Origin of the sequence: Consotaella aegiceratis, from assembly GCF_036541425.1 — a bacterium.
Classification (GTDB): Bacteria; Pseudomonadota; Alphaproteobacteria; order Rhizobiales; family Rhizobiaceae; genus Consotaella; species Consotaella aegiceratis.
The window spans coordinates 1-24386 of the sequence record NZ_JAZHFT010000045.1; the positions used below are offsets into that span (position 1 = coordinate 1).

Annotated in this window: 22 protein-coding genes and 2 pseudogenes; 11 read left to right on the plus strand and 13 right to left on the minus strand. The window is 62.0% G+C overall.

From position 1 onward, the window contains the following. Positions 1-66 precede the first annotated feature (66 nt). The 4 genes and pseudogenes from SMD10_RS21070 to SMD10_RS21085 all read left to right on the plus strand — a co-directional run bounded on the left by SMD10_RS21070 (position 67) and on the right by SMD10_RS21085 (position 3190). The gene (locus SMD10_RS21070; protein ID WP_331687744.1) at positions 67-1107 is read left to right on the plus strand and encodes an amidohydrolase family protein; all 1041 of its coding nucleotides are present in this window, start codon (positions 67-69) and stop codon (positions 1105-1107) included. 87 nt (positions 1108-1194) lie between these two features. Next, on the plus strand, positions 1195-1917 hold the full coding sequence (locus SMD10_RS21075) for an NAD(P)-dependent oxidoreductase (protein ID WP_331687715.1): 723 nt from the start codon (positions 1195-1197) through the stop codon (positions 1915-1917). A 28-nt stretch (positions 1918-1945) separates the two neighbouring features. Beyond that, a pseudogene (locus SMD10_RS21080) lies at positions 1946-2206 on the plus strand (integrase core domain-containing protein); the annotation flags it as partial. An 84-nt stretch (positions 2207-2290) separates the two neighbouring features. Next, positions 2291-3190 carry a LysR family transcriptional regulator gene (locus SMD10_RS21085; RefSeq protein ID WP_331687716.1) on the plus strand — a complete coding sequence of 300 codons (900 nt, stop codon included), beginning with the start codon at positions 2291-2293 and terminating at the stop codon, positions 3188-3190. Positions 3191-3243: 53 nt separating this feature from the next. On the opposite strand, the gene SMD10_RS21090 is transcribed toward SMD10_RS21085, so the two are convergent. The 6 genes from SMD10_RS21090 to SMD10_RS21115 are packed head-to-tail and all read right to left on the minus strand — an operon-like array spanning position 3244 to position 8767. Continuing rightward, positions 3244-4203 (minus strand): ABC transporter ATP-binding protein, encoded by a 960-nt coding sequence (locus SMD10_RS21090; RefSeq protein ID WP_331687717.1) that lies wholly within the window; start codon positions 4201-4203, stop codon positions 3244-3246. Between the two features lie 43 nt (positions 4204-4246). Further along, positions 4247-5308, minus strand: a complete 1062-nt coding sequence (locus tag SMD10_RS21095) for an ABC transporter ATP-binding protein (RefSeq protein WP_331687718.1) — start codon at positions 5306-5308, stop codon at positions 4247-4249. Next, positions 5308-6210: an ABC transporter permease gene (locus SMD10_RS21100; protein WP_331687719.1), complete on the minus strand. Its 903-nt coding sequence runs from the start codon at positions 6208-6210 to the stop codon at positions 5308-5310. The genes SMD10_RS21095 and SMD10_RS21100 overlap by 1 nt, the downstream gene beginning before the upstream one ends. A 9-nt stretch (positions 6211-6219) precedes the next feature. Further along, a complete protein-coding gene (locus SMD10_RS21105; RefSeq protein ID WP_331687720.1) occupies positions 6220-7164 on the minus strand; it encodes an ABC transporter permease in 945 nt (314 codons plus the stop codon). Continuing rightward, entirely contained in the window at positions 7161-8570 is a 1410-nt protein-coding gene (locus SMD10_RS21110; protein ID WP_331687721.1) for an amidase, read from the minus strand. The genes SMD10_RS21105 and SMD10_RS21110 overlap by 4 nt, the downstream gene beginning before the upstream one ends. Next, complete coding sequence (locus SMD10_RS21115; protein ID WP_331687722.1) at positions 8567-8767, minus strand: hypothetical protein; 201 nt, start codon at positions 8765-8767, stop codon at positions 8567-8569. Before SMD10_RS21115 ends, SMD10_RS21110 begins: the two co-directional genes overlap by 4 nt. 315 nt (positions 8768-9082) lie before the next feature. Between SMD10_RS21115 and SMD10_RS21120 the strand changes: the two genes are divergently transcribed. Both SMD10_RS21120 and SMD10_RS21125 read left to right on the plus strand, forming a co-directional pair. Further along, positions 9083-10588 carry an ABC transporter substrate-binding protein gene (locus tag SMD10_RS21120; protein WP_331687723.1) on the plus strand — a complete coding sequence of 502 codons (1506 nt, stop codon included), beginning with the start codon at positions 9083-9085 and terminating at the stop codon, positions 10586-10588. A 64-nt stretch (positions 10589-10652) separates the two neighbouring features. Beyond that, positions 10653-11867 carry a multidrug effflux MFS transporter gene (locus tag SMD10_RS21125; protein WP_331687724.1) on the plus strand — a complete coding sequence of 405 codons (1215 nt, stop codon included), beginning with the start codon at positions 10653-10655 and terminating at the stop codon, positions 11865-11867. A 442-nt stretch (positions 11868-12309) separates the two neighbouring features. Here the strand turns inward: SMD10_RS21125 and SMD10_RS21130 are convergent. Next, positions 12310-12687 (minus strand): annotated as a pseudogene (locus tag SMD10_RS21130) (ATP-binding protein); the annotation flags it as partial. A gap of 19 nt (positions 12688-12706) precedes the next feature. Here SMD10_RS21130 and SMD10_RS21135 point away from each other — a divergent pair. From SMD10_RS21135 to SMD10_RS21155, 5 genes are all read left to right on the plus strand, one after another. Continuing rightward, positions 12707-13078, plus strand: a complete 372-nt coding sequence (locus SMD10_RS21135; protein ID WP_331687726.1) for a hypothetical protein — start codon at positions 12707-12709, stop codon at positions 13076-13078. A gap of 210 nt (positions 13079-13288) precedes the next feature. After that, on the plus strand, positions 13289-14275 hold the full coding sequence (locus SMD10_RS21140) for an ABC transporter substrate-binding protein (protein WP_432757290.1): 987 nt from the start codon (positions 13289-13291) through the stop codon (positions 14273-14275). A gap of 89 nt (positions 14276-14364) precedes the next feature. Then, complete coding sequence (locus tag SMD10_RS21145; RefSeq protein WP_331687729.1) at positions 14365-15246, plus strand: ABC transporter permease; 882 nt, start codon at positions 14365-14367, stop codon at positions 15244-15246. A 15-nt stretch (positions 15247-15261) separates the two neighbouring features. Beyond that, the gene (locus SMD10_RS21150) at positions 15262-16080 is read left to right on the plus strand and encodes an ABC transporter ATP-binding protein (protein WP_331687730.1); all 819 of its coding nucleotides are present in this window, start codon (positions 15262-15264) and stop codon (positions 16078-16080) included. Positions 16081-16091: 11 nt separating this feature from the next. After that, the gene (locus tag SMD10_RS21155; RefSeq protein ID WP_331687731.1) at positions 16092-17714 is read left to right on the plus strand and encodes a GMC family oxidoreductase; all 1623 of its coding nucleotides are present in this window, start codon (positions 16092-16094) and stop codon (positions 17712-17714) included. Between the two features lie 52 nt (positions 17715-17766). Here SMD10_RS21155 and SMD10_RS21160 read toward each other — a convergent pair whose 3' ends face one another. The 6 genes from SMD10_RS21160 to SMD10_RS21185 form a co-directional block, all read right to left on the minus strand. Continuing rightward, a complete protein-coding gene (locus tag SMD10_RS21160) occupies positions 17767-18711 on the minus strand; it encodes a LysR family transcriptional regulator (protein WP_331687733.1) in 945 nt (314 codons plus the stop codon). A gap of 9 nt (positions 18712-18720) precedes the next feature. Continuing rightward, the gene (locus SMD10_RS21165; protein WP_331687734.1) at positions 18721-20217 is read right to left on the minus strand and encodes an aldehyde dehydrogenase; all 1497 of its coding nucleotides are present in this window, start codon (positions 20215-20217) and stop codon (positions 18721-18723) included. 14 nt (positions 20218-20231) lie between these two features. Next, complete coding sequence (locus tag SMD10_RS21170; protein ID WP_331687735.1) at positions 20232-20906, minus strand: DUF1028 domain-containing protein; 675 nt, start codon at positions 20904-20906, stop codon at positions 20232-20234. A gap of 70 nt (positions 20907-20976) precedes the next feature. Beyond that, entirely contained in the window at positions 20977-21399 is a 423-nt protein-coding gene (locus tag SMD10_RS21175) for a RidA family protein (protein ID WP_331687736.1), read from the minus strand. Between the two features lie 78 nt (positions 21400-21477). After that, complete coding sequence (locus tag SMD10_RS21180) at positions 21478-22656, minus strand: LysR substrate-binding domain-containing protein (protein WP_331687737.1); 1179 nt, start codon at positions 22654-22656, stop codon at positions 21478-21480. Between the two features lie 38 nt (positions 22657-22694). Continuing rightward, on the minus strand, positions 22695-24218 hold the full coding sequence (locus SMD10_RS21185; protein WP_331687738.1) for a 4-hydroxyphenylacetate 3-hydroxylase family protein: 1524 nt from the start codon (positions 24216-24218) through the stop codon (positions 22695-22697). Between the last annotated feature and the right edge of the window lie 168 nt (positions 24219-24386).

Sequence of the window (24386 nt, forward strand, 5' to 3'; positions counted from 1 at the left end):
GGCATCGCGCTCGACTGGAACCTGCTCGAATATCTGGCCTACATGCATGGACAAGTCGTGCCCAAGATGACGCCCGATGACGTCCATATCGGCACCCTGGCCGCGGCCGTCACCCAGATCGCGTCTGGCACGACGACTCTGGGAGACTGGTGCCACGCCAATTTGACGCCGGACCACACCGATGCTGCCATCGCCGCGCTGCAGGAGGCCGGAATCCGCGGCGTCGTCCTTCATGGGGCCCAGATGGGCAGCGGCCACCGGCGCGAAGAGATCGAGCGTCTGCTGGCCAGCGGAGCCTTTTCGAAAGACGGCCTCTTGACGCTCGGCCTGGCCGTTGCCGGACCGCTCTATTCGCCGCCGGACGTTGCCGAGGCTGATCTGTCCTTGGCTCGCGAGTTCGATCTGATCGCCGCCATGCATCACAGCGGCGGACCAGTTTGTCCACCGGAAATCTGGCACGGGCTGATCAAAAAAGGCCTGATCGGACCCCACGTCAATATCGTGCACGGCAACACCATCGGCAACGACTTGCTGGACCGCCTCGTCGATGCCGGGGTGAATTTTACGATCACCCCTGAAGTCGAGATGAACGATGGGCACGGCCACCCCATCACCGGTCGATTGCGCAAGCGAGGCATTGCGCCCGCCATCGGAATCGACATCGAAAGCGCGATTTCACCCAATCTGCTCTTTGCCGCAGGCGTTGCGATGGTCCATCAACGTGCGCTGGATGCGGAACTCACGCTCACCGAACAGCGAAGCGGGACAGTCCGGATTCATCGCATCGAGGCCCTGCATTGGATTACAGGAGCCGGAGCCCGTGCACTTGGCCTAGCGGCGCAGGTGGGTGTGATCGCTCCCGGCCGGCAGGCGGACCTGACGATCATCGACGGACGTGCGCTCGATCTGTGGCCGAACAACGATCCCGTCGCGACGGTGTTGCGAGCCGGGAGCGCGCACGTCGAAGCCGTCTTGATCGCGGGGCGCAGGGTGAAAAGCGGCCACGCACTTATATTCGACAATGTCGAGGGATTGATGGACGAGCTGCGCGAAGCCGGCGAGCGAATTCTCGCCGCGGCCGACTTGCCGCCGGCGGCTCTCAGCTGACGGCGAGCCGACTACATCCGCAGTCCATATTGACGCTCCCCAAGCTGTCGGCGGGAGTGACCACGGCCTTGTACTATGGAGGAATCGATGAAGATCTGCATCCTCGGCGCGACGGGGAAAGCGGGTGAAAGGCTTGTGAAAGGCGCGCTGGATCAGGGCCATCAGGTTACGGCGATCGTCCGCAACGGCGGTGTGCTTTCCGCTTCCTATCCGGCGATCGACGTGCGGGAGGTCGACTTTTCCGACCGCCCCCAGCTGGTCGCCGCCATCGCCGGACACGAGGCCACCGTCAACGCCGCCGGTCATGTCAATCAGGATCGAGGCTTTACCGGACTGGTGTCGCAGATCGTCGATGCGGCGGCGGAGGCGCTCGGTCAAGACGGGCGGTTCTGGATGTTCGCCGGCGCAGCGCTGCTGGACGTACCGGGCACGAAGCGGATGACGGTCAGCTTGCCCAAAATCCCTTCCGTCTACCAGTTGCACGCGATCAACTACGAGACCGTGCGTCGCAGCCGTCTCGACTGGTCGGTCCTGTGCCCCGGGCCAATGGTCGAGGCGCCGGACGGCCGCCCGCACGAGGGGCTCGTCATCTCGACCGAGACCTGGCCGGTTCCGCTCCCGGCCTACACCAGGGTGCTGCCGTGGATCGCTACCTCACTCGCCTTCCGCAACGCGCTCGGCAGGATGACGATCACCTACGAGGACGCCGCCAAGGTGATTCTCGACAACCTGGCTGCGGGGCGCCTGTCGCGGTGTCGTGTCGGCGTGGCGTTGCCGGATGGGATGACGCTTTCCAAGCCGGGCTATTGAGCTGGGCGTGTCCGCAACAACCAACGGAGGAAGCCCCTGGGAGAACGGTTATTGCGAGAGCTTCAACTCGAAGCTGCGTGACGAACTGCTCAACGGGGAGATCTTCTACAGCCTCGCTGAAGCAAAGGTCATCATCGAGGCATGGAGACGCTATTACAACACTGAGCGGCCGCACTCATCGCTTGGATATAGACCACCGGCACCGGAGGCTATTGTCTGGCCTGCGTCACCACGCGGATCGCCACCCCCATCTGCCCACGCAATAGCCCAAAAGCCGATCATGCACTAAGAATCAAACCGGACCACCCTATCGCGGCAGGCCACTGAATCGACGACATATATAGACTGTTGGCAGAGTATTTGAATATCATAGATGATATACCAGAAATATGATATAAACGTCTTCATTATTGCCGTTGAAGAAAACGGATTCTCAGCAGCGGCCCGGCGGCTCAATCTCGATCCTTCGACCGTCAGCAAGGTGATATCGCGGTTGGAGGAGCAGCTGGAAGTCCGGCTCATCAACCGAAATTCGCGCCATCTCGCGCTGACTGAAGAGGGACGAGTCTTCTATTCCGGATGCAAGCGGGCGGTAGGCGCGATCGAGGACGCTGCGGCCAGCGTTCTCGACATGCGGCAGAAAACCAGAGGAAAGCTGCGGATCTTCGTGTCGTCCACCATCGCCGAGTCACGCATTGGTCCCAACATCGAGCGTTTTCACTCCCAGTTTCCGGACATCGATATCGAGTTCCATTTGCAGAACGGCTATGTCGATCCGATTGAAGCGGGAATTGATCTGACCATCTCCCACGAGCGTCCCGACAAGAGCTCGTTTGTCATGCGCCGCATAGGCAGGACAAGATTGAGGATCTGCGCCTCGCCCGGCTTCGTGCGTCGTCATGGCAGGCCGGTAATCCCGCAAGACCTTCGCAAGTTCGAATGTCTCCTCAGCACACGTGAGGTATTCAACGACTGGTCGTTCGAACGGAACGGCGAAACGTGCATAATAAGTGTCGGCGGCCGCTACAAGGCGAGCCAAGGCTCAATGTTGCGTCAGCTCGCCTTGCGGGGAATTGGCATAGCCCAACTCTCGAGCGAACAGGTCGAACGAGACATCGCGACCGGAAAACTCATCCCGCTTCTTGAAGAATTCGAGAGTAGCGCGGGAATTCCCATATTTGCAGTCTATCATGATCGCCGCCACCTAAACGCGCGCGTTCGTCACTTCGTCGACTTCCTGGCGGAAATCTGCTCCAGAGATAGCGAAGGGTGACGCGTGCCGGCCGTAGCCGCCGGACGGCCAAGGAGACGTCGGCGCAAGTGGCTTTATCCTTGGACCAGTTCTTGACTCCGGAGGCAGGCCGTCTGGTGATCGGCATCGACCGTCTGCAGCTGCGGCAGGGTCGAGCGGCAATCAACGATCGCAAAACGGCATCGCGGGTGGAACGTGCAGCAGTCGGGTGGCTGTTCAAGCCGCGGCGGTTTACCTGGAATGCCCTGCATCCGCTCGCCCTTGTCCCGGGAGGTGACGGCGGAGATCAGTCCACGCGAATAGGGGTGGCGGGGTGAGCGGACAATCTGGCTGGCCGTCCCGATCTCGCCGATTCTGCCGCCGTACATGACCGCAATTCGGTCCGAGACTTCCACGGCCGCACCGATGTCGTGGGTGACAAAAATCATCGACATGCCGAGCTCGCGCTGCAGTCGCCGCAACAGAAGGAGAATCTGGATCTGCACCGTGACGTCAAGCGCGGTTGTCGGCTCGTCAGCCAGCAGCACCTTGGGTCGGCAAGCCAGCGCCAGGGCGATCATGGCTCTTTGACGCATTCCGCCCGACATCTCTTGCGGATAGCTGCCGAGACGGCTTTCGGCCGACGGGATCTGAACCAACTCAAGAAGGTCCAGTGCTCGTCGCCGGGCATCTTGCCGCGTTACGGACTCGTGCGCTCGGATGGCTTCGACAATCTGCTGGCCCACGGTGAAGGTCTGATCCATCGCGGTCATCGGCTCTTGAAACACCATGGCGATGCCGGCGCCCCGCAATTGGCGCAGCCGGTGCCGACGCAGCGCCATTATCTCTTGGCCAGCGAAGCGGATCGAGCCTTTAACCTCGGCGCTTGCCGGCAGCAGGCGCATGATGGCGCGCAAGGTGATGCTCTTGCCGGATCCGGATTCGCCGAGCAGGCCGAGCGCTTCGCCAGGCGCCAGGTCGAGATCGACGCCGTTGACCGCATGAACCCGGCCATGCTCGGCCTTGAAGGCGACGCGCAGATCGCGAAGGCTCAACGCCGACCCCTCGGGGGGCGGTGGCTCCTGTAGCGAGGGTAGATCAGGCATCGGCCATCTCGTCAGTCCGGGTCTGCTTCAGCCAATCGGCGGCCTTGGAGTGCCCCGAGATCAAGTTGCACATATGGCAAGCCGCCAGCGACGATTTCGCGTTGATGAGCGCTGGGTCCTGTTGGATGCAAACCTCCTCGGCAAAGGGACAGCGAGGTCGGAAGCGACAGCCGGGCGCCGGATCAACCGGATTGGGCGGGTCTCCGGCCAAGGGCGCAGTTTCTGTCCGTTTATCGGGATCCATGCTTGGCATGGCGGATAACAACGAGCGCGTATAGGGATGCATGGGGCGCTCATAGAGCGCTTCGGCTTCGCCGATTTCGACCACTTGTCCCAGATACATCACCATCACGCGGTCCGAGACGTGCCGAACCACGTGCAGGTCATGACTGATGAAAAGATAGGTCAGGCCAAGCTCGCTCTTTAGATCGTCGAGAAGGTTGATGACCTCCGCCTCGATGGACTTGTCGAGAGCCGAGACAGCCTCGTCGAGGATAACCAGCCGAGGCGAGGTTGCCAGTGCGCGCGCAATGTTGACACGTTGGCGCTGTCCGCCGGAGAGCTCATGAGGGAATCGGTCGCCGAAGCGGTCGGGGTCGAGACCGACGCGGTTAAGCAGAAAACGCGCGCGGGAGAGGGATGATCGGGCATCCGCTTTGCTCGCCCGCAGCGGAAACATCACGATGTCGAGGATACGAGAGCGGGGATTGAGCGAGGTAAAGCTGTCCTGAAACACCATCTGCGCCGAGCGGCGCATCTCGCGCACGGATATGCCGCCGGCACCAACCAGATCGCCGTCGAAGATGATCTCGCCATCATCGGGCGGGGTCAGATGCAGGAGAAGTCGAGAGGTCGTCGACTTGCCGCAGCCGGATTCGCCGACGATACCAAGCGTCTCGCCTTTTGCCACCTCGAACGAAATCCCGTCGACGGCGTGGACGCGTCGTGTCTTGCCGAAAAACCCGCTGCGGATCGGAAAGTGCTTCTTCAGTCCTTTTGCTATCAGCAGAGGCTGGGCGGGTCCCCCACGATCGGCTTGCCGGAGCGATCCCATCAGCTGACCTCACGTATGTTCATCGCGGATCGCAGGCCATCGCTCAAGAGATTGAAGCAGATGGACGTCGCCACAATGAGGACGCCGGGCAGGACGGAAAGCACCGGGTTGATGTAGATGGCATCGCGCAGCTCGTTCAGCATCGAGCCCCATTCTGCCGCCGGTGGCGCAATGCCGAGGCCAATGAAGTTCAAGCCTGCCGCGACGACCATCCCGACCGCGATCAGGCTGGTGGCAAAGACCAAGATCTGGCTGAGCACGTTGGGAAGAATCTGGGCGCGCAGGATCAGGGCCTGGCTAGCCCCGGTCGCCCGCGCCGCATCGACGAAGTCCTGCCGGCTGATCTGCACTGTCGCGCTTTCGGCCACCCGGACCACCTGTGGCGTGAAGACGATCGAAAGGGCAATCAAGGTGTTGTCGAGACCGTTGCCGAGGATACCCGAGATGGCGACCGCCAATAGGATCGAGGGAAAGGCGAACAGCACGTCGACGATGCGCATGATAATGGTGTTGACGATGCGTCCCGACATGCCGGCGACGATGCCGAGCGTGCCGCCGATGAGCGTTGCGACGATCACCGGCAGTGTGCCACTCAGCATCGACAGGCGGCCCCCCCAAACCAGGCGAGTATAAAGATCGCGGCCGGTGGCGTCGGTTCCCAGGATGTGGCCGGGCGTGCCCGGCGCCTTGAGCCGCGAGAGAATGTCGCCGTGATTGGGATCGTATGGTGTGATCCACGGTGCGAAAATCGCACCGAAGACGATCGCCAGCAGGACGAAGAGCGAGAGCATGCTGATCGGATCGCGCCGCAACCGTCGCCACACCAACGGCCAATAACCGCGGCGGCTGTGACGGACGGATGCGGCGTCAGTTCCTTCGATCGCGCCAGTCGTGGCAGCCATCGCCATCTCCTATCGCCGCATCCGGGGATCGATCATCGCCTGCAGCAGGTCGACCCCGAGGTTGACGACCACGAACAGCCCTGCGATCACCACGACTGTGCCCTGGAGCATCGGGATGTCACGGCGAAAGATCGCGAGGTTGAGGAGCTGGCCACTGCCGGGCCAGTTGAACACGGTCTCGATCAAGATCGAGCCGCCCAGCAGGTAGCCGAACTGAAGCCCCATCACGGCGAGTGCGGCAGAGGTGGCGTTGCGCATCACATGCAACAGCACGCGGCCGGGTCTCAGGCCCTTTGCCTCCAGCCCCTGAATGAAATCCAAGGCCAGGATGTCGAGGACGGCGGCACGAACGACACGCGCCACGACACCGGCCGGCACCAGCGCCAGGGCGACGATCGGCAAGATCATGTTCTGAAGGTCAGAAAAGGATCTGGGGACGCCGTCGGCCTGGGCCATTCCGGCTGCAGGCAACCAGTTGAGGTAGACCGAAAACAGGGCCACCAGGACGATGGCGACCCAATATTGCGGCAGACTCACGCCAAGGATAGCGAGCGCACTGGAGGCCCTGTCGATCAGATTGTTGCGATTGTAGCCAGCGATCAGCCCGAGCGCGATTCCGACGGAAAATGCCAGAAGTGCTGCAGGCACGGCCAGCATGAGCGTGTTGAACAGGGCACTGCCGATCTGGTGCGCGACCGAAGTGCCGTCATAGAGCGACAGGCCCAGGTCGCCGTGAAGCGTGCGCAGCAGCCAGCGGATGTATTGGACGGGGACCGGCGCATCGAGGCCAAGCTGTACCTTCATGGCATTGATGACGTCCTGCGGGGCTTCCAAGGGCAACAGCGCCTCGACAGGGTTGCCCGGCTGCAGGAAAAGCAGCCCGAACGTGACGATTGAAACGCCCAGCAGAATTGGAATGGCGTAGATCGTGCGAAGGAGCGCGTATTGGATCATGCCGTCATCCGTTCGGGTGCGTCGGAAAGCGGCGGCATGGCCCGCTTTGCCCGAAAATCGACGGCTTGCTCGACGACATAGCCGGCGCGCAGCACCAGCGGGTCTTCGTAGGCTCGGCCGACGATTTGCACAGCCGTCGGTAGACCGCTGGCGTCAAATCCTGTGCAGATCGAAAGGGCGGGCGATCCGGTCACGTTGAAGGGGCGGGTGGCCAGTCGGCCGTAATTGGCGGAGCCCCCCTCATTGGGCGCAGTCGAGCCACTCAGTTCACATACTAGGACATCGACGTCGGAGAAAACGGCTTCGACGTCTTCGATCAGGGCGGTTCGATTTCGCAATGCGCCGATGTAGTCGGCAGCGGCGACGGTGCCGCCGGCCATCAGACGCGCGCGTGCTTCGGCTCCGAATTTTTCGGGGCTTTGCTGCAGGGCAGTCCGGTGAAAGGCGAAGGATTCGGCCCGAGAAATCAAGTTGCACGTGGCATCAAATGCCGCAAGATCGGGCAGGTCGACGTCGACGATCTCGGCTCCGGCTGCCTTCAGCCCGGCGATAGCGCGTTCGAGCCCGTCCGCGACCGCAGGTTCCAGCTCGATATCCGCCGAGAAGTTGCGGACGCGGCCGATCCGAATGCCCTTTACGCCGTCCTTGACGTTGTCGGCAAAACGGAGGTCGGGAGCCAAAGACGTCGTGCGGTCGCGCGGATCACGCTTGGCGATCGCGTCCATGACGAGCGCACAATCTTCTACGGTCCAACAAATCGGACCAACATGATCCAGTGTGAAGGAGAGGGGATAGACACCGGCGCGCGAGACGAGCCCATAGGTTGGCTTTAGTCCAGCGCAGCCACACCACGCCGCCGGCACCCGGACGGAGCCCCCGGTGTCGGTGCCGATCGCCGCCGCACACAGGCCGGCCGCGACGGCGGCTGCAGAGCCCGAGGAGGAGCCACCGGTGTCGCGCTCGGCATGCCAAGGATTGCGAGCACGCGGCCACGGCAGGTCGAGGGCCGGCCCGCCAATGGCGAATTCCCAGGTGGTCGTTTTGCCGAGAAGGATGGCGCCGGCTTCTTCCAGGCTCTGCCACAAGAATGCCGAACTGTCGGGCACGCGGTCGGCGAACAGAGCCGACTGGCCGGTGGTCGTGATCCCCTTGGTCTCGATGATGTCCTTGATCGCGAACGGGATGCCGTGCAGCGGGCTGCGCGGCCCATTGGCGGCGATCTCTTCGGTGGCGATACGCGCGGCACGACGCGCCTCGTCGGCACACACGCGGATGAAGGCGAAGAGTTGTGGGTTGAACCTCTCGATTCGGGCAAGATAAGCGTTCGTCAAGTCCAGAGGTGTCAATCGTCCCTCGGCGATGGCAGCGGATGACTGGGCGAGGGTCAGAAGCGCGACGTCGTTCATCTGCCGGCCTTTCCATGCGCGATGACGCCGAACAGAGGCTCGACTCCGAACGCGTGATCGGTGCGCACATGGGCCGCCACACGCTCCAGATCTGCAGCAAGTTCGTTGATGCGCAGCATCGTCGAGATGTCGGGCTCAATGCCCAGACGCGCCAGCAAATAGGCCACGTGAGCTTCGAAAGCGGCGTTATCGTTCAATGTCATCGCCAACTGCCTGATTAAGAATAGGGCATATCATGAGGACGAGCGCCAGATATGCAAACCCGATTCTCGTCACAGGCGCTGTGACGAATAGGGTATCTGATTCCATCGCCGCTTATGGTGTCCTGTCGGCGTCAACAGTGGTCGCGGTCGTTGGCGGAGGAGTTCGGGCCGGCCGTTTCTTGGTGCAGATGACAGGAGAACAGGATGAAACGGAGAACCTTTCTGCAGGTCGGCGCCGGCGCTGCAGCTGCCACGGCGATGGGCCCATTTCCGGTTTACGCGCAACAGCCGCAAGTGCTCCGGATAGCAATGACGCTTTCCGACCTGCCGACCACGACCGGCATGCCGAGCCAGGGTGGCGAAGGCATGCGCTTCGCCGGCTACCCGATCTTTGAGCCGTTGGTGGCCTGGCAATTGCGCACGAACACCGATCAACGCGCCACCTTTGGTCCTGGCCTCGCCACGTCTTGGGAGATCGATCCTGACGACGAAACCCGCTGGATCTTTCATCTGCGCCAGGGGGTCAAATTCCACGATGGGTCGCTGTTCGACGCCGATGCGGTGATCTGGAACTTGGAGCGCTTTTGGAACGAAAAGGCGCCGCAATATGAGGCCTCGGCTTCGGGTATTGCGCGCTCGCGCGTTCCGCAGATGGCGAGCTGGAATAAGATCGACGACAAGACCGTCGCGATCGCGACGCATTCGCCGAGCTCCTATTTTCCACAATCACTGACGCAGCTGCCGCTGGCGAGCCCGGCGCAATACAACGCCGTGGGCGGCGACTGGACCAAGTTTGCGACCTCACCGTCCGGAACCGGTCCGTTTCGCATCACCGAGGTCGTGGCGCACCAATCGATCACCTTGGCGAAGAACCCCGACTATTGGGACAGCGATCACGTTCCCAAGCTGGACCAGATCAAGTTGATCCCGATGCCGGATGCCAATACGCGGCTGGCCGCGCTACGCTCTGGCCAGGTCGACTGGGTCGAGGTGCCGCCTCCGGATGCCATTCCGGGGCTGAAGGCCGCCGGCTACACGATTTCCATGAAGATCTATCCGCACATCTGGCCTTACATCTTTTCCTTCAAGGAGGGCTCGCCCTTCCTCGATAAACGGGTTCGGCAGGCGGCGAACTTTGCGATCGATCGCGATGGCTTGGTGTTTTTGCTCAACGACACGGTGAGCCCGGCGTCCGGTTTCGTGCCTCCTGAGGACGTCAGCTACGGCCATCCCAGCGTCAAATATACCTACGATCCGGATCGGGCGAAGGCGTTGCTGGCCGAGGCCGGATACGGCCCGGACAAAAAGGTGCCGTTGAAGGTTCTGACGTCCAGTTCCGGCTCCGGCCAGCTCTTGCCCGTCCAGATGAACCAGCTGATCCAGCAGAATCTGAACGAGGTCGGCTTCGACGTCGACATCGAGGTGCTTGAGTGGGGCCAACTGGTGACGGCGTTCCGTCAGGAGCAGGGCTCGGATCTTCGCGAGAATGCCGACGCCATCAATATGAGCCTCAGCTTCCCCGGAGCGGCCGAATGGGAGCGGTGGTTCTACGGCAAGAACGTGCCACCCGTTGGATCGAACTGGGGCTATTGGAAGAATGACGAGTTTGACGCGCTGATCGATAAGGTCGGAAAGACATTCGACCCCGACGAAGTCGATACGCTTCTGGCGCAGGCGCACGAAATCCTCGTCGAGGAAGCCCCTTGGGTCTTCATCGTCCACGACAAAAATCCCCGCGCTCTTTCCCAGAAGGTCAAAGGCTTTGACCCCGCTCAGAGCTGGTACCAGGACTTTACCGGCATCTGGATGGAATAGCCCGCAGCGCCGCTCACCGTCCCGGCGGGCGGCGCTTCAACGTCTCAGGATATGTGCTTTCGTTATGACTCCGGTCATGTCACCGGCGCGCACCGCCGTGCTTGGTGCCTTGTTGATTACGACCGGACCGTTCAGCATGGCGCTGCTCACGCCGGCTCTTCCCGCGGCCGCGCGCGATCTAGGCATTCCTGAAGCCGAAGCCGCTTTGATGCTTTCGGTCTATCTTTGCGGCTTCGCCCTGTTCCAGCTCGTTACGGGGCCGATCGCCGACGCGCTGGGGCGTCGACGGACGGCCCTTGTGTTCATTGTGATCTATGGGTTGGGCTCTCTGGTCGCCCTTTTCTCGTCATCGATCGATTTGCTTCTGCTGGGGCGGTTGTTTCAGGGCATCGGCGTTTCGTGCGGGCTGGTGGTCTCGCGGGCCATGGTGCGCGATCAGTTTTCCGGGCGATCCGCCGCGCTGGTGTTTTCCACAACGGCATTGTGCAACGCAGTCATCCCTTTGGTATCGCCAACGCTGGGCGCCTTGGTCGTATCTCTGGCTTCTTGGCGAGCAATTTTTTTCGTCATGTTCGGCTATGCTGTGGTGTTACTTCTGGTCCTGCTGGGCGCAATGCGCGAGACGCTTGCCGCTGGCGAGGTTATCCATTTTACACCGAAACCGGCGTTCAAGCGCTATGGACGTCTACTTCGCGACCAGGATTTCATCTGGCCGGCATTGTCGATCGGCTGTTGTATCGGTGGCATCTACACGTTGTCGGCCGGTCTGCCATTTCTGCTGATCGAACGTGCCGGGCTGTCTGAGCTGACATTCGGCCTCGTGATGATGCTTCAAACCGGCTCCTACATCGTTGGTTCTTCGATCGCTCGCTGGCTGCTGCAGTATATGACGGCAGAGGGAGTGGCCTCCTTAGGCACTGCCTTCATCGGCAGTGGCGGCGTGATGTTCCTTATTCTTCCGCATGTATTACCTCCCTCCACCGCCGCCTATATGAGCGGTGTGGCTGTCTGGGTGTTGGGCAACGGGCTGGCACTGCCCAGCCTGACGAGCTCAGCGCTGGAAAATCAGAAGTCGATGGTGGGCGTCGCCTCGGCTCTCCTCGGCTTCATCCAAATCGGAATCGGATTCATCGGCGCGACCGTGCTAGGCTTGGTCTTCTCCGACGCGGCCGTCGGCACAACGATCCTCGTTCCGGCGGCGTCGCTCGCCACCGTTGCTTTCCATCTTGTCGCCAGACGTTATCGGCGGGAGGTGTCAAGCAATCCAGGTCGAGATTGAAATTATGAAATTTGGAGACATGGTTTCACCCGTTGAACCGACGGATTGGAGTGAGCTTTCTCTCTTTCTGCTGGAGGATAGATTGCGATGACACCGGCAGCGAGACTGGTTTGAGTGACGACTTGTGAGCGCACACGCGCGATGCAGGGCTGACGTGCTGTCGATGCGAAATTTCAGTAGGCAACGTTTTTAGACCACGGTGGCAAGTTCGGCGGCTTAGCTGAAGACCCAGGGCCGCTTTGAGGTGTCGACTTTCCAAGCAGACGACGTGCAAGGCTCTCGTTGAAAAGGTGCCCTCTGACCCACCGAGGTTGCTCCGGCATTGGGGTCAAACCGAACAAGCCCATCGCGCGCGCCTCCCGCGCAAGTTCCGATGAAGCCAGCCACTTCGTTGTCTGGTCGTGGGTCGATTCCTTGATGTGGGTTGATGTTAGAGTTCAGGTCAAGATGTCAGCGAGGCCGCTGGCTTCGGAGGCCGTTTCCGCAGACTCTTGCCGGACAGTCGATGCGGACAAACGTTGTGGACGGCCCGGTCGAGAATCGCGTCAGCTCTGGTCGGATTGCCGGTGATCTCATACCAGCGATCGAGCGGCAGTTGGCCGGTTAAGATGGTCGAGAGGCGTTCGTAGCGATCCTCGATGATCCCCAGGAGATTGCGCCGCTGATCATCGGTGAGCATTTCAGGCCCTGAAACATTGGGGATGAGGAGGTCAACCCTCGTCTTCGCGGTAGGCGTTCTGACCGAGGGCGCAGGCGAGCCAACTCTTGCCCCGCCAGCCGGCCCGGTCAGCAATATTCTCTGCCGTTGGCGGATGAAATCGCGCCGGGACTGACCGGTCGTGATCGGCAAGACGACTCTCGACATCGGCAACCCGCGCAAGGGCCCGATTCCATCGCAGCTCCAGTTCTCCTGCCATCAGTCGGTTCTCCGGGTCGATGGTGTCATATTGGCGGAAGGCGCGATCGGCGGCGCAGCGAGCCGCCTTGAACTCGCGCATCGAGGCATCGCGCACCTGATCGCGGCGGTGTGTCGACTGTGTCTCGGCTTCAACCGTCGCGGCCGTGGCTCCCGGCTCGACCACCTGCAAGAGCGCTGCGCCCTCGATGGCATCGCCGACGCGCAGGCCGCCGAAGACGATACAACGCGGCTCGCCGTTATCGAGGAGGCCACGCCAGGAATAGCGCGGATGTCATGCTTGGCCCCTATGTAGCGGAGCGTCAGTTTGCCATGAATGGATGCTTCGGTATTTCGGAAGCATTTGCATGGGAAATGCTAATTTTTGCAAGTTAGTGGCTGTGCTTTGCTGACGATACCCGAACGGCCCTCCTTGCCACCCGCGGCCCTAAGATGCCGTCGGCTCCGAGGCTGCGATCCCGGAGTTTGTCGTCTTTTGGCCGAAAATCAGTAGAGCAGGACCATCATGACACGATCGTTTTCCAAGCTAGGCCATTTCGCGCTTTTGACCGGTTCTGCCTTTCTTTTGTCGGCCGCCCCAAGCAATGCGGGAACCATGAAGTTGGGAATGACGACTTGGGTCGGTTACGGTCCCTTGTTCCTGGCGCGCGACAAGGGCTTCTTTAAGGAGAACGGCCTGGACCTAGACATCGAAGTCATTGAAGAAGCCTCGCTCTACATGGCCGCCGTAGCCTCCGGCGAGCTCGACGGCAGCGCGTCGACGCTTGATGAGATCATGAAGTACCGCTCTGGCGATTTCTGCTTCAAGGCGGTCTACGCGCTTGACGACAGCCATGGCGGGGACGGCATTCTGGCGCCGTCCGACGCGAAAAGCCTCGAGGACATCAAGGGAATGGACCTTGGCTTGAACGAGGGCTCGGTCTCGCAGTTCTGGTTCGACATGCTGCTCAGCAAGGCCGGCATGACCGAATCCGATTTCGATATCGTCAATATGACGGCGGACGACGCGGCCGCAGCCTTCATGGCCGACCGGATCGATGCGGCGGTTACCTGGGAGCCGCATCTGACCTTCGCCAAGAAGGCTGGCAAAGGCAAAGTATTGATCGATTCGTCAGAAACGCCGGGCGCGATTGTCGACGTCATCTCGCTTCGGTGCGACTACAGCGAAAATCACCGGAAGGATGTCGAAGCTCTCGTCGAGGGCCTGTACAAGGCCAACGCGTTCATACGGGACCACCGCGACGAAGCTTATGCGATCATGGCCAAGGGCGTGGGCGGATGGCTCGAGGATCCGGCCGACTTCGCGGCGTCGGCTTCCGGGGTGGAATTCTACGGCAAAGCCCGGAACGCTGAATATTTCGCCGACGGCGATGACGGTGAGGCCGGCCGGCTGCTCGCTCTTGGCAACGAGATCTGGGGCAATCTCGGCAAGATGAAGATGCAGATCGGTTACGACGACCTGATTGACCCCTCGTTTCTGCAAGCCGAATGAGCGTCATTCCGCGCCGCGCAGGCCGATCCGCGGCGATTTCCACCGGCGCCGGACGTTCTCGGGCCGCCGACGATGGCTTCCGGAAGGCCGTGCACGACGACAACTGCTCGTTGAAGGACGACAAGACAGCGCATCCCGTGGCACAGGGCTCGCCGCATATGGACATTACTGTGAAAGACCGCTCGATCCTGCGTTCCATTGGCACGCCGTTTCATCCCATTCCGCCGGCCCTGTCCGTCTCGATCGGCGTCCTGGTCTGGATCGCGGTTGTCGGTCTGTGGTTCCTGGTGACGAGGAGCGGGCTTGCCCAGCCGATGTTTTTACCGGAACCCGGTGCGGTCTTGGGGGCGGTCGTCGAGGCCGCGGCAGACGGGAGCTTATGGGAACACACCTCGGCCAGCCTGCAGGTTGTCCTGATCGGTTTCGCACTATCGAGCATCATTGCGATACCGCTCGGTTTGACCATGGGCACCTATCGGATCGTTCAGGCCGTACTCGATCCGCTGGTGAACTTCATACGCTATTTGCCGGTCACGTCCTTCGTCCCGCTTTTCATTCTCTGGATCGGCATCGGGATCGAACAGCGGGTGGCGGTCATCATATTCGGCATTTTCTTTCAGCAGCTCGTGCTCATCGCCGACGCGGCGCGTTCGGTACCCCGCGATCTCGTCAACACGGCCTACACCCTTGGCACTTCCCGCATCGAGACGGTCGCCCACATCATTTTCCCGGCGTCGCTGCCGAGCATCTTCGACGTTTTGCGCGTCACGATGGGATGGGCATGGACCTTCCTCGTGGTGGCCGAACTCGTCGCGGCGAGAAGTGGGCTCGGTTACATCTCGCTCAAGGCCATGAGAGGCTTTCAGGTCGACGTCATCTTCATGGCGATCGCTATGATCGGCCTGTTGGGCCTCGTCACCGATCAGATCTTTCGTGTCCTGCGCAAGGTCGCGGCTCCCTGGGCTCGCTGATCCGAAGGAAAATTGATGAGTCAAGCCGTCCGCAAACTGGATCGCCTCGTGGAGAGCGAGTTTCACAGCTCTGATATCTCGATCGACGACGTCAGCCTCCGCTACGGAGCGGGGCGCAACACCGTGCTCGCTCTGGACGGGGTGTCGTTTCGCGTCGAACGCAACGAATTCTGCGTGATCGTCGGACCGTCGGGTTGTGGCAAATCGAGCCTTCTCTACCTTGTCGCGGGCCTCGAAGGACGCAGCGGCGGCCAGATCGCCGTCGGCCGGCACCCCGTCCTCGGCCCCGGTGCCGATCGAGGAATGGTCTTCCAGAGCTATACGCTGTTTCCATGGCTGACCGTCGCCGACAACGTCGCTTACGGCCCGAAGCGCAAAGGCCTGCTAGCGGCCGAACGCTCCGACATCGTCCAGCATTATCTCGACGCGGTGGGCCTGACCAAGTTTGCGGACCATTATCCGTCGCAACTCTCGGGAGGGATGAAGCAGCGCGTGGCGATCGCACGGGCGCTCGCCAACAATCCCGAAGTGCTGCTGATGGACGAGCCCTTCGGCGCACTCGACAGCCAGACGCGAACCGCCATGCACAAGCTGCTCCTGAGGGTATGGGACGAGACGCACAAGACGGTGCTCTTCGTCACGCACGACATCGATGAAGCGATCCTGCTCGCCGATCGGGTCCTCGTCATGTCCGGCCGTCCGGGCACCATCAAGCGGGAACTGAAGGTGCCGTTTGCCCGTCCACGCAGCCTCGATCTGGTGATGGAAGCCGATTTCATCGCGATGAAGCGCGAAATTCTGGCTCTTCTCAAGAACGACAACGACGACCAATAAGGGACTATGTGATGCCAGCGACGGCTCCGTCGGTCGAGCAAATGCAGTTCGACTATATCGTCGTGGGCGCGGGCTCGGCCGGGTGCGTGCTCGCAAACCGCTTGAGCGAGGATCCGCGCAACCGGGTCTGCCTCGTGGAAGGCGGCGGGCGCACCGACGACCTGCGTGTTCATATTCCGGCCGGAATCCTGTCCCTCTACGGCCGCTCCCGCTTCGACTACGCCTATGTGGGCGTACCGCAAAAGGAGCTCAACGGCCGCAAAATTCCCGTCAATCGGGGCAAGGGGCTCGGTGGTTCGAGCATCATCAACTCGATGATCTATATCCGGGGCGCGGCCGAGGACTATGACGACTGGGCTGCTCTGGGATGCACGGGCTGGGCTTACGAGGACGTGCTTCCGGTCTTCAAAAGGCTCGAACGCAACATGCTAGGCCAGAACGCGGCCTATCATGGCTTCGATGGCGAACTTCTCGTCGACAAAGCGCGCGATCCGAATGCGGTCAGCCGGTTGTTCGTCGAGGCGGGCCGCCATCTCGGCTTGCCGGAAAACGACGACTTCAATGGCCAGAGCCAGTACGGCGTCGGCATCTATAACGTCACCCAGGACCGCGGGCGGCGTTTTTCAAGCTTCGCGGCGTTTCTGAAGCCCGTGATGAGCAGGCCGAACCTGACGATCCTCACCGACACCGAGGTCGTCGACCTCGCGCTCGAGGACAATCGCGTGAGCGGAGTCCGCGTCATGCGCGAAGGCCGGCAGGAGGTCATCGGCTGCCAGGGCGAGGTGGTGCTCAGCGCGGGGGCGATTGGCTCGCCGCGCATTCTGCTCTCGTCGGGGATCGGGCCGACCGCGGATTTGTCCGCGATCGGCATAGACCCGCGGGTCGCCGTCCCCGGCGTCGGCAAGAATCTACGCGATCATATCGACGGCATGATCACCGTGCGCTCGCAGAGCAGACAAACGCTCGGGCTGTCGATATCGAACCTGCCTGCCATGCTCGCCGCGCCCTGGCGGTACTTCGGCGGCCGAAAGGGCATGTTGACGACCAACTACGTCGAAGCGGGTGGGTTCGCGCGCACGAAATACGCCGGCGAGCTGCCGGATATTCAGTTTCATTTCGTGCCGGGTTACCGCAGCCACCGTGGCCGCCTGATCGAATATGGTCATGGCTATGCCGTTCACACCTGCGTTCTGAGGCCGAGAAGCGTCGGCGAGATCACTCTGTCACGCGACCTCGGCAAACGGGACATTCTGGTCGACCATCACTTCTTTACAGAAGAGCAGGACGCGCTCACCCTGATCGAAGGGCTGAAGGTGGCGCGCTCGATCTTCGCCGACCGCGCCTTCGACGGCATCCGCGGAAAGGAGATGCTGCCCGGACCGGATGTCACGACCGACGAGCAAATCCTTGCCTATCTGCGCGCCGAAGCCCTGACCGTCTATCATCCGGTGGGAACGTGCAAGATGGGCATCGACGACATGGCCGTCGTCGATCCCGCGACGCTGAAAGTTCGCAACACCGCCAATCTGCGTGTCGCGGACGCATCGATCATGCCGACGCTGATCGGCGGCAACACGAACGCGCCCAGTATGATGATTGGCGAGCGCGCCGCCCGCATGATGCTCGCTTCGTGAACCGTGGCGGCTTCGCGCAGGCGAAAGCGGTCGATCACCGGACGGCCGGGGTTCATCTGCCCGGCCCGCTTAGCGTGGGTGCAACCATCCCCGGGATGTAGGCGGGGGAAATGAAGCAGGTCGCATGGTTCACGAAGGCCTTGACGAGCCGCGACTTACGCAAATCCTTCAGCGTCGCGAGTCCGATCGTCATGGCTTGATGCTCGCCCGAAAGCTTGACTCGCACGACTTTGCGCCCGTCAAGCGCTGTGTCGGAACGAGGCAGCACATTGGCCAGCGTATAGCCATATGAGTTGGCGACCATCGTGCGGATGATGTCAGGCTGAGTGAAGCGATAGGCAATGTTCGGCTGCAAACCCTCCTTCATGAATAGCGCCAAAAAATATTCTCGGCTAAGCGGCAGATCGAGGAGGATAAGCGGCAGGGCGGCCAGCTCCTTCAATGACACCGAAGAATGCCGCGCCAGCACGTCGCTTTCTCCCAGAAGCGCATGAACCGGTAGCTTGGCAAGCGGCAGAAATTCGATTCCTGGTGGAATCTGGAGATCATAAGTGATCGCGATATCGATCGTAGCGCGGGTCAGGCCTTCCAGAAGCCCCTGCTGGTGGCCGGCGTCGGGGCGAACCTGCGCTTTGGGAAAAGCCGAATTGAAGGAGACGGACAGCTCGGGCAAGATCATCGGAGCCAGCGTCGTCAAGCAGCCGACGTTCAGGGTTCCACGGACCTCCTCGCTGGCTTCGGACGCTACCCCGTAAAGACCTTCCGCCTGTTCCAGAAGGCGCTTCACCTCATGGAACATCTTTCGGCCGGCAGGCGTCAGAGAAAGTCCCTGCGCGTGATGGCGCACGAAGAGTTGAAGCCCCATCTCCTGTTCCAGCTGCGAGATGGCGGTGGAAATCGACGGCTGGGAGATGTTGATCCGTTCCGAGGCCTGAGTAATGCTTCCCGACTGCGCGGCCGCAAGGAAATACTCAAGCTGCCGGAACGTGAACCGCATGATGGTGGATCAGGCCTCCGTCTTCATCCAGATGGTCTTGAGGCCGCTGAATTTCTCCAAGGCATGCAGCGACAGATCCCGCCCGAAGCCGGACTGTCTAAAGCCCCCGAAGGGTGTCATCGGGCTCAAGGCGTCCACCGTGTTGACCGAGACCGTGCCGGCCCGCAGTTTCTGCGAAACGCGGTGGGCGCGGCCGAGATTCCCGGTCCAGACGGAGGCGGCAAGACCGTAGATCGTATCGTTGGCGCGGGCAACGGCTTCCTGCTCCGTTCCGAAGGTCGAGATTGCAAGAACCGGGCCGAAGACTTCGTCGCGCGACAGCGGATCGTCGGGATCGACGTCGGCGAAGATGGTCGGCTCGATGAAGCATCCTTTTCCGTCCACCTGAACCCGGTCGCCGCCATGGAGCAAGCGCGCCGTGCGTTTGCCGCCGTCGATATAGGAGAGGATCCGGGCGGTCTGTCGTTCGTCGACGATCGCTCCCATGGTGGAAGCGGGATCGAGCGGATTGCCCGGACGGTGCCTGGCCGCGCGCTCGATCAATTTTTCCACGAAGGGCTCCGCCACGGCCTCCTCCACCAGCAGCCGCGAGGTGGCGGAGCAGACCTGGCCCTGGTTGAAGAAGATGCCGAGAGCGGCCATGTCGGCCGCGGCATCGAGGTTCTCGCAATCTGCGAAGACGATGTTGGGGCTCTTCCCGCCGCATTCGAGCCAGACCTGCTTCATGTTCGACTGGGCGGAATAGGCGAGGAAAAGCTTGCCGATTTCCGTCGAGCCGGTGAACGTGATGCAGTCGACGTCGGGATGAAGGCCGAGCGCCTTGCCGGCGGTCTCGCCGAAGCCCGGTACGACATTCAGCACCCCGTCTGGCAGTCCTGCCTCGCGCGCCAGCTCAGCCAGTTTGAGAGCCGAGAGAGAAGATTGCTCGGCCGGCTTGAGCACCACGCTGTTGCCCATCGCCAGGGCCGGTGCGCATTTCCACGTCGCCATGTCGAGAGGAAAGTTCCACGGCACGACCGCGCCGACCACGCCGAGCGGCTCGCGGCGGACAAGCGCCAGATCGCCGCGTCCGGTCGGCGCGATCTCGTCGTAGAGCTTGTCGATCGCCTCGCCGTACCACTGAAAGATCGCCGCAGACCCAGGCACGTCGACCGTGGCGGCGTCCATCACCAGCTTGCCCATGTCGAGGCTGTCGAGCAGAGCGAGCTCGGTCAGATGTTCGCGAATAAGGTCTGCGAGCTTGATGAGGACCGTCTTGCGCTCGGCCGGCGCCATACCGGACCAGCGTCCGTCCTCGAAGGCGGCGCGCGCGGCTTTGACGGCGAGATCCACGTCTTCGGCATCGCAGGCGGCGATGGCCGTGAGTGCTTCGCCTGTGGCCGGGTTGATGCAGCTGAAGGTCTTGCCAGACTGCGCAGCGACGAAAGCACCATCGATGAAGGCTCTGCCGGGCAGCGCGATACGAGCGGCTTCGCCGCTCCAGTCGACGCTCGCGAAATCAGTCATTTTGCCTCCAACATCTAAAGATCGCCCGGCACACCGTAGGACGGCGCGATGCCGGGATCGAGCGAGCGCGTCACATAATCCTCGAGCTGTGGCCGATAGATGTCCCAAAGGCTGCGCAGTTGCCCAATCGGGTCCAACTCGGCCCAATCGACTCGAAGATCGGCGATCGGCCAACTCACGTCCCGCACCACCAACAGACCCGCGGAATGGAGCGGACCCGCTTCTCCGCCAGCATTGAGCCCCGCAGCGAGAGCGTCGATGAGGCGGGGGGCTAGATCGCCCTTCGCACGTTCGAAGGCGGCGACCATAGCCGAGGGAACACCCGGATCGGCCAGCAGATTGCCTGCTGCCGCGCAATCGATCCCGTGCGCCTCGGCGTGGACGCCCAGGGCGTGTTCTCCGGAGAATATAGCGCTCCTCCCATGCCGATCGACCACGACGAGCTGGCGCCAAGGCGCAGCGCTATAGCCGCTGAAAACGTCGTCGAGCGCTTCCCGCGCCGTTCTGCCGGCCGCGATTCGATCGAGCGTCCTTGGCCCGAGGGACGGATCGGTGATGTTCTGGCTGGACACGACGCCGACACCCGCACGAGCGTGGGCGCAGCGCGCTGCAACAGCCGGCGACGAGGACGAGATCGCCATGCCGAGCGATCCGGTTTCGGGACAGCGCGCGCAGATTGAAATCGTCATGATTGGGGCTCCGGAACGGAAGGATGGTCGGTACGATTCCATGGCGGCCGCCGGCAGCGGGTCTGCGCCATCATCGATCGTCGGGAATGACCGCGGTGACGTCGACTTCGACAAGCCATTCGGGTCGCGCCAATGCCGAAACGACGATGCCGGTGGAAACGGGAAAGACTCCCTTCAGCCACCGACCGACGGTTCGATAGACGGCTTCGCGGTAGCGCGGATCGACGATATAGATCGTGATCTTGGTGATGTGCTCGAGCGTCGAACCCGCTTCTTCGAGCAGCGTCTTGATATTGACCATGGCCTGCTCGGTCTGCGCTTGCGCATCGCCGATGGCGACGGTCTCGGCGGTATCGAGATGCTGGCCGACCTGGCCCCGCACGAACACCATGGTGCCGCGGGCCACGACCACTTGGCACAGGTCGTTGTCGAGTTTCTGCTCGGGATAGGTCTCTCGGGTGTTGAAGGGACGAATGCGTTTGTGGACCGGCATGATGATGTCTCGATTGAATTGGTAGGGCATGCTTGTGGCGCCGCGGGCTGTCGCTCGCCAGGCCGGACGCTTGCCGGATCATCGCTGGCGAAAAATGGACCGAACGGCCTCGACGGCAGCACGGAAAACCGGAGACGGGTCGGCGGGCGCTCCGACGACCATTGCCAACTGGCTACAGGCGGCGTCCTCGGCCAATGGCCGTGTCGTCAGTGCTCGCCCGTCATAACTCATGTTGGAGGCGGGTTTGGTTGCAAGCAAGCTGTAGCCAAGGCCGTGGCCGACGAAACCGCGCACCGTCTCGAACGACATGACACGGTAGCGGATGTTGGGCCGGAGTCCGGCGGCCTCGAAGAGCGATCGGAAATAAGCGCCGCTCGGCGGCGCATCGAGAAGCACCATCGGATGCGTGGCCAACTCCGCGAGAGACAACGTCTGTTTGGCCGCCAGCGGGTGATTTTCCGCAAGCAGCACGTACGGCGGCAGAGCGGCGAGCCGCTCGACCTCGTATTCGCTCGGCAGGTCGAAGTCGTAGAGCAGGGCCAGATCGCTGGCACCGCCCTTGAGCGCGCCGATCACCGCCTCCTGGTCTCCGGTCAGAAGCTGCAGATCGACCGTGCGGCCCGCGTCCGACAACCGCGAGACGATCTCCGGCACGAGATAGGGCGCAAAGGTATGGAAGACGCCGAGGCTCAAGGTCTCCGGACTTCCCGCGGCGCGGACGGGCAGGCGCGCGTGGGTGCCGTATGCGCGATTGGCATAGATCAGGGGCGAGCCGTCCGCCGCCGACATGATCTCTTCGACCTCGCCGATGAAGACGTGATGGGTGCCGATCTGCTGCTGGCTCTGCAGCCGGCAGTCGAAGGCAACGAGCCCGCCGGTCAGGCGGGGAGCCCCCGTCGCCCCTTCGCTCCACGAGGCGACCGCGAACTTGTCTCCGCCGGGCGGCACCGCGCGCCCGGCGAAGCTATCGGAGATCATGGATTGGCCATCGCGCAAAAAGTTCAGGCAGAACACCCCGTTTTCGATGATCGCTTCCGCCGCCGGGCTCTTGTGGTGCACGCAAACGAGAAGTGTCGGCCGCACCCCGTCGGCCGAGACCGACGACATGGCCGAAACCGTGACGCCGAAACGGCCGGCAGGCCCGTTTGTCGTCACGACGCTTACAGTACAGGCAGCGACGCTCATCCCGTCGAGAAAGCGTTGCCGGCGCTCCAGCGAGCGCTCGTCCAACGTATGGATGTCCGGTTCGGCAGACATGGTGCGGCCTCCTGAAGTCCTCCTTCACAAACAGGTTGTTACTTGGCGGCGGCAACCTTGGGCATGTTCGTATCGAACCACTGGCTGATCGCACTGTCGCCGGGTGTGCGCGTCGTTTCACCCAACACCCCATCGGACAGGCCGGCGGCTTTCTGCACGAATTCGAGCGGCCCTTCCCAGTCGAAATTGCGGTAGACGGCGGCAAGATGAGCGAAGGGCGGAGATTGGGCGAACAGCTGGAACGTCAGGCGATGTCCCGCATAGTCGGAGTTGAGCATGTCGCGCGCAAAGGCCAGAAGCTTGCGGCGATCCTCCGCAACCCAGTCCTCGTTGATCGTATAGAACTTGTCGAGCCAGGGCTTCGTCTCGGGTGCGTCGAAAGCCGCCTTGTCCGGCGTGACGCAGATCTGTCCGCCGCACAGCTCGCGGGCGATGTGCATCATGTCGTGCAACTGTGAGCAGGCCAGGACCCGGCCCGTATAGAGCAGCGATTGGTTGGGCATCATCAGTCCGCCGGGGCTGCGTTCGGCAAGAGCGATGGCGCCCGTCAGATGGGCGTTGATACCCTCGCGATAGACTGCCAATTGCGCAAGCTTTTCCTGAACCGCCTGCTGCCGGTCGAGGCCGGTCTGACGCGCGTTGAAGAGCGCCGCGCCGATCATCATGTCGGCGAGCTTCAGGTTCCGCTGCACGAAGGCGAAGGCCGAATAGCGATGCAGCGTCGCACGAATGAACATCGCCGCCTTGGTGTGCCGATAGAACAGCACGTTTTCCCAGGGTATCAGCACATCGTCGAAAATGACGAGCGTATCGACCTCGTCGAACCGGTTCGACAGCGGATAGTCCTCGGCCGGAGCACGGCCCGCGAAGCCAGTGCGGCAGATGAACTTCAGCCCAGGCGAGCCGAGATCGCAGATGAAGCCGACGGCATAGTCGGAGTAGGCGGCGTCGCCCCAGTTCGCAATGGTCGGCTTGGTGAACGCCTGATTCGCATAGGCGGCAGCCGTCTCGTATTTGGCGCCGCGCACCACGATGCCGGCATCGGTCTCCTTGACCACATGCAGCAGCATGTCCGGATCTTGCTCCTGCGGCGGCTTGGAGCGGTCGCCCTTCGGATCGGTGTTCGCGGAAACGTGGAAGGGGTCGCCTTTCAGGACCTTGCCGATGTGATTGCGGATGTTGACCGAAAACTGCGGATCGACCTCGTTGAGGACATCCTGTCCGTCGAACAACGACCACATCTCGCCAACCGTCTCGTCGCCGACGCGGGTGACGATCCCGCCGACGTCCTCGAGTACCGTGTCGGTGGCGCGGCGCTTGTCCCACCAGTCGGACTGGGCATGGGGAAGTTTGGAGCCGATCGCGTTCCACTCGCCGTCTTCCTGATAGGCCAGGAGATGGCGCGTCTGGGGATCGTTCTGCATATCGTAGATCCGCGCGCGGATATCCACGAGCGGCTTGAACATCGGATGCGAGGGAACGTCGTCGACCGCCTCGCCCGCGACATAGACCTTTCGGCCATCCCGGATGGAGTCGATATATTCGGAACCTGTGCGGATCATGTATGTGCTCCCGTCGCCGCTCCGGACGCTGCTGGATGAGATCGCCAAAATGCTCGCAAGGGACGGCGCTTCAAGAAAGTATCCCTTTCGGAGGATTTGGATCGGAAACGGCTAAGCATCATCGTGCGAGCGGCAACCTCATGATGGCGATGATGGATGCCGGGCCTG

Bases quoted from the DNA above. Each gene is read 5' to 3' on its own strand.
- SMD10_RS21125 (WP_331687724.1), top strand. From the start codon at position 10,653: ATGACTCCGGTCATGTCACCGGCGCGCACCGCCGTGCTTGGTGCCTTG.
- SMD10_RS21140 (WP_432757290.1), top strand. From the start codon at position 13,289: ATGACACGATCGTTTTCCAAGCTAGGCCATTTCGCGCTTTTGACCGGT.
- SMD10_RS21105 (WP_331687720.1), bottom strand. From the start codon at position 7,164: ATGATCCAATACGCGCTCCTTCGCACGATCTACGCCATTCCAATTCTG.
- SMD10_RS21180 (WP_331687737.1), bottom strand. From the start codon at position 22,656: ATGTCTGCCGAACCGGACATCCATACGTTGGACGAGCGCTCGCTGGAG.
- SMD10_RS21150 (WP_331687730.1), top strand. From the start codon at position 15,262: ATGAGTCAAGCCGTCCGCAAACTGGATCGCCTCGTGGAGAGCGAGTTT.
- SMD10_RS21160 (WP_331687733.1), bottom strand. From the start codon at position 18,711: ATGCGGTTCACGTTCCGGCAGCTTGAGTATTTCCTTGCGGCCGCGCAG.
- SMD10_RS21120 (WP_331687723.1), top strand. From the start codon at position 9,083: ATGACGCTTTCCGACCTGCCGACCACGACCGGCATGCCGAGCCAGGGT.
- SMD10_RS21075 (WP_331687715.1), top strand. From the start codon at position 1,195: ATGAAGATCTGCATCCTCGGCGCGACGGGGAAAGCGGGTGAAAGGCTT.
- SMD10_RS21095 (WP_331687718.1), bottom strand. From the start codon at position 5,308: ATGGGATCGCTCCGGCAAGCCGATCGTGGGGGACCCGCCCAGCCTCTG.
- SMD10_RS21170 (WP_331687735.1), bottom strand. From the start codon at position 20,906: ATGACGATTTCAATCTGCGCGCGCTGTCCCGAAACCGGATCGCTCGGC.
- SMD10_RS21185 (WP_331687738.1), bottom strand. From the start codon at position 24,218: ATGATCCGCACAGGTTCCGAATATATCGACTCCATCCGGGATGGCCGA.
- SMD10_RS21155 (WP_331687731.1), top strand. From the start codon at position 16,092: ATGCCAGCGACGGCTCCGTCGGTCGAGCAAATGCAGTTCGACTATATC.
- SMD10_RS21070 (WP_331687744.1), top strand. From the start codon at position 67: ATGACGCCCGATGACGTCCATATCGGCACCCTGGCCGCGGCCGTCACC.
- SMD10_RS21100 (WP_331687719.1), bottom strand. From the start codon at position 6,210: ATGGCTGCCACGACTGGCGCGATCGAAGGAACTGACGCCGCATCCGTC.
- SMD10_RS21085 (WP_331687716.1), top strand. From the start codon at position 2,291: ATGATATACCAGAAATATGATATAAACGTCTTCATTATTGCCGTTGAA.
- SMD10_RS21165 (WP_331687734.1), bottom strand. From the start codon at position 20,217: ATGACTGATTTCGCGAGCGTCGACTGGAGCGGCGAAGCCGCTCGTATC.
- SMD10_RS21110 (WP_331687721.1), bottom strand. From the start codon at position 8,570: ATGAACGACGTCGCGCTTCTGACCCTCGCCCAGTCATCCGCTGCCATC.
- SMD10_RS21175 (WP_331687736.1), bottom strand. From the start codon at position 21,399: ATGCCGGTCCACAAACGCATTCGTCCCTTCAACACCCGAGAGACCTAT.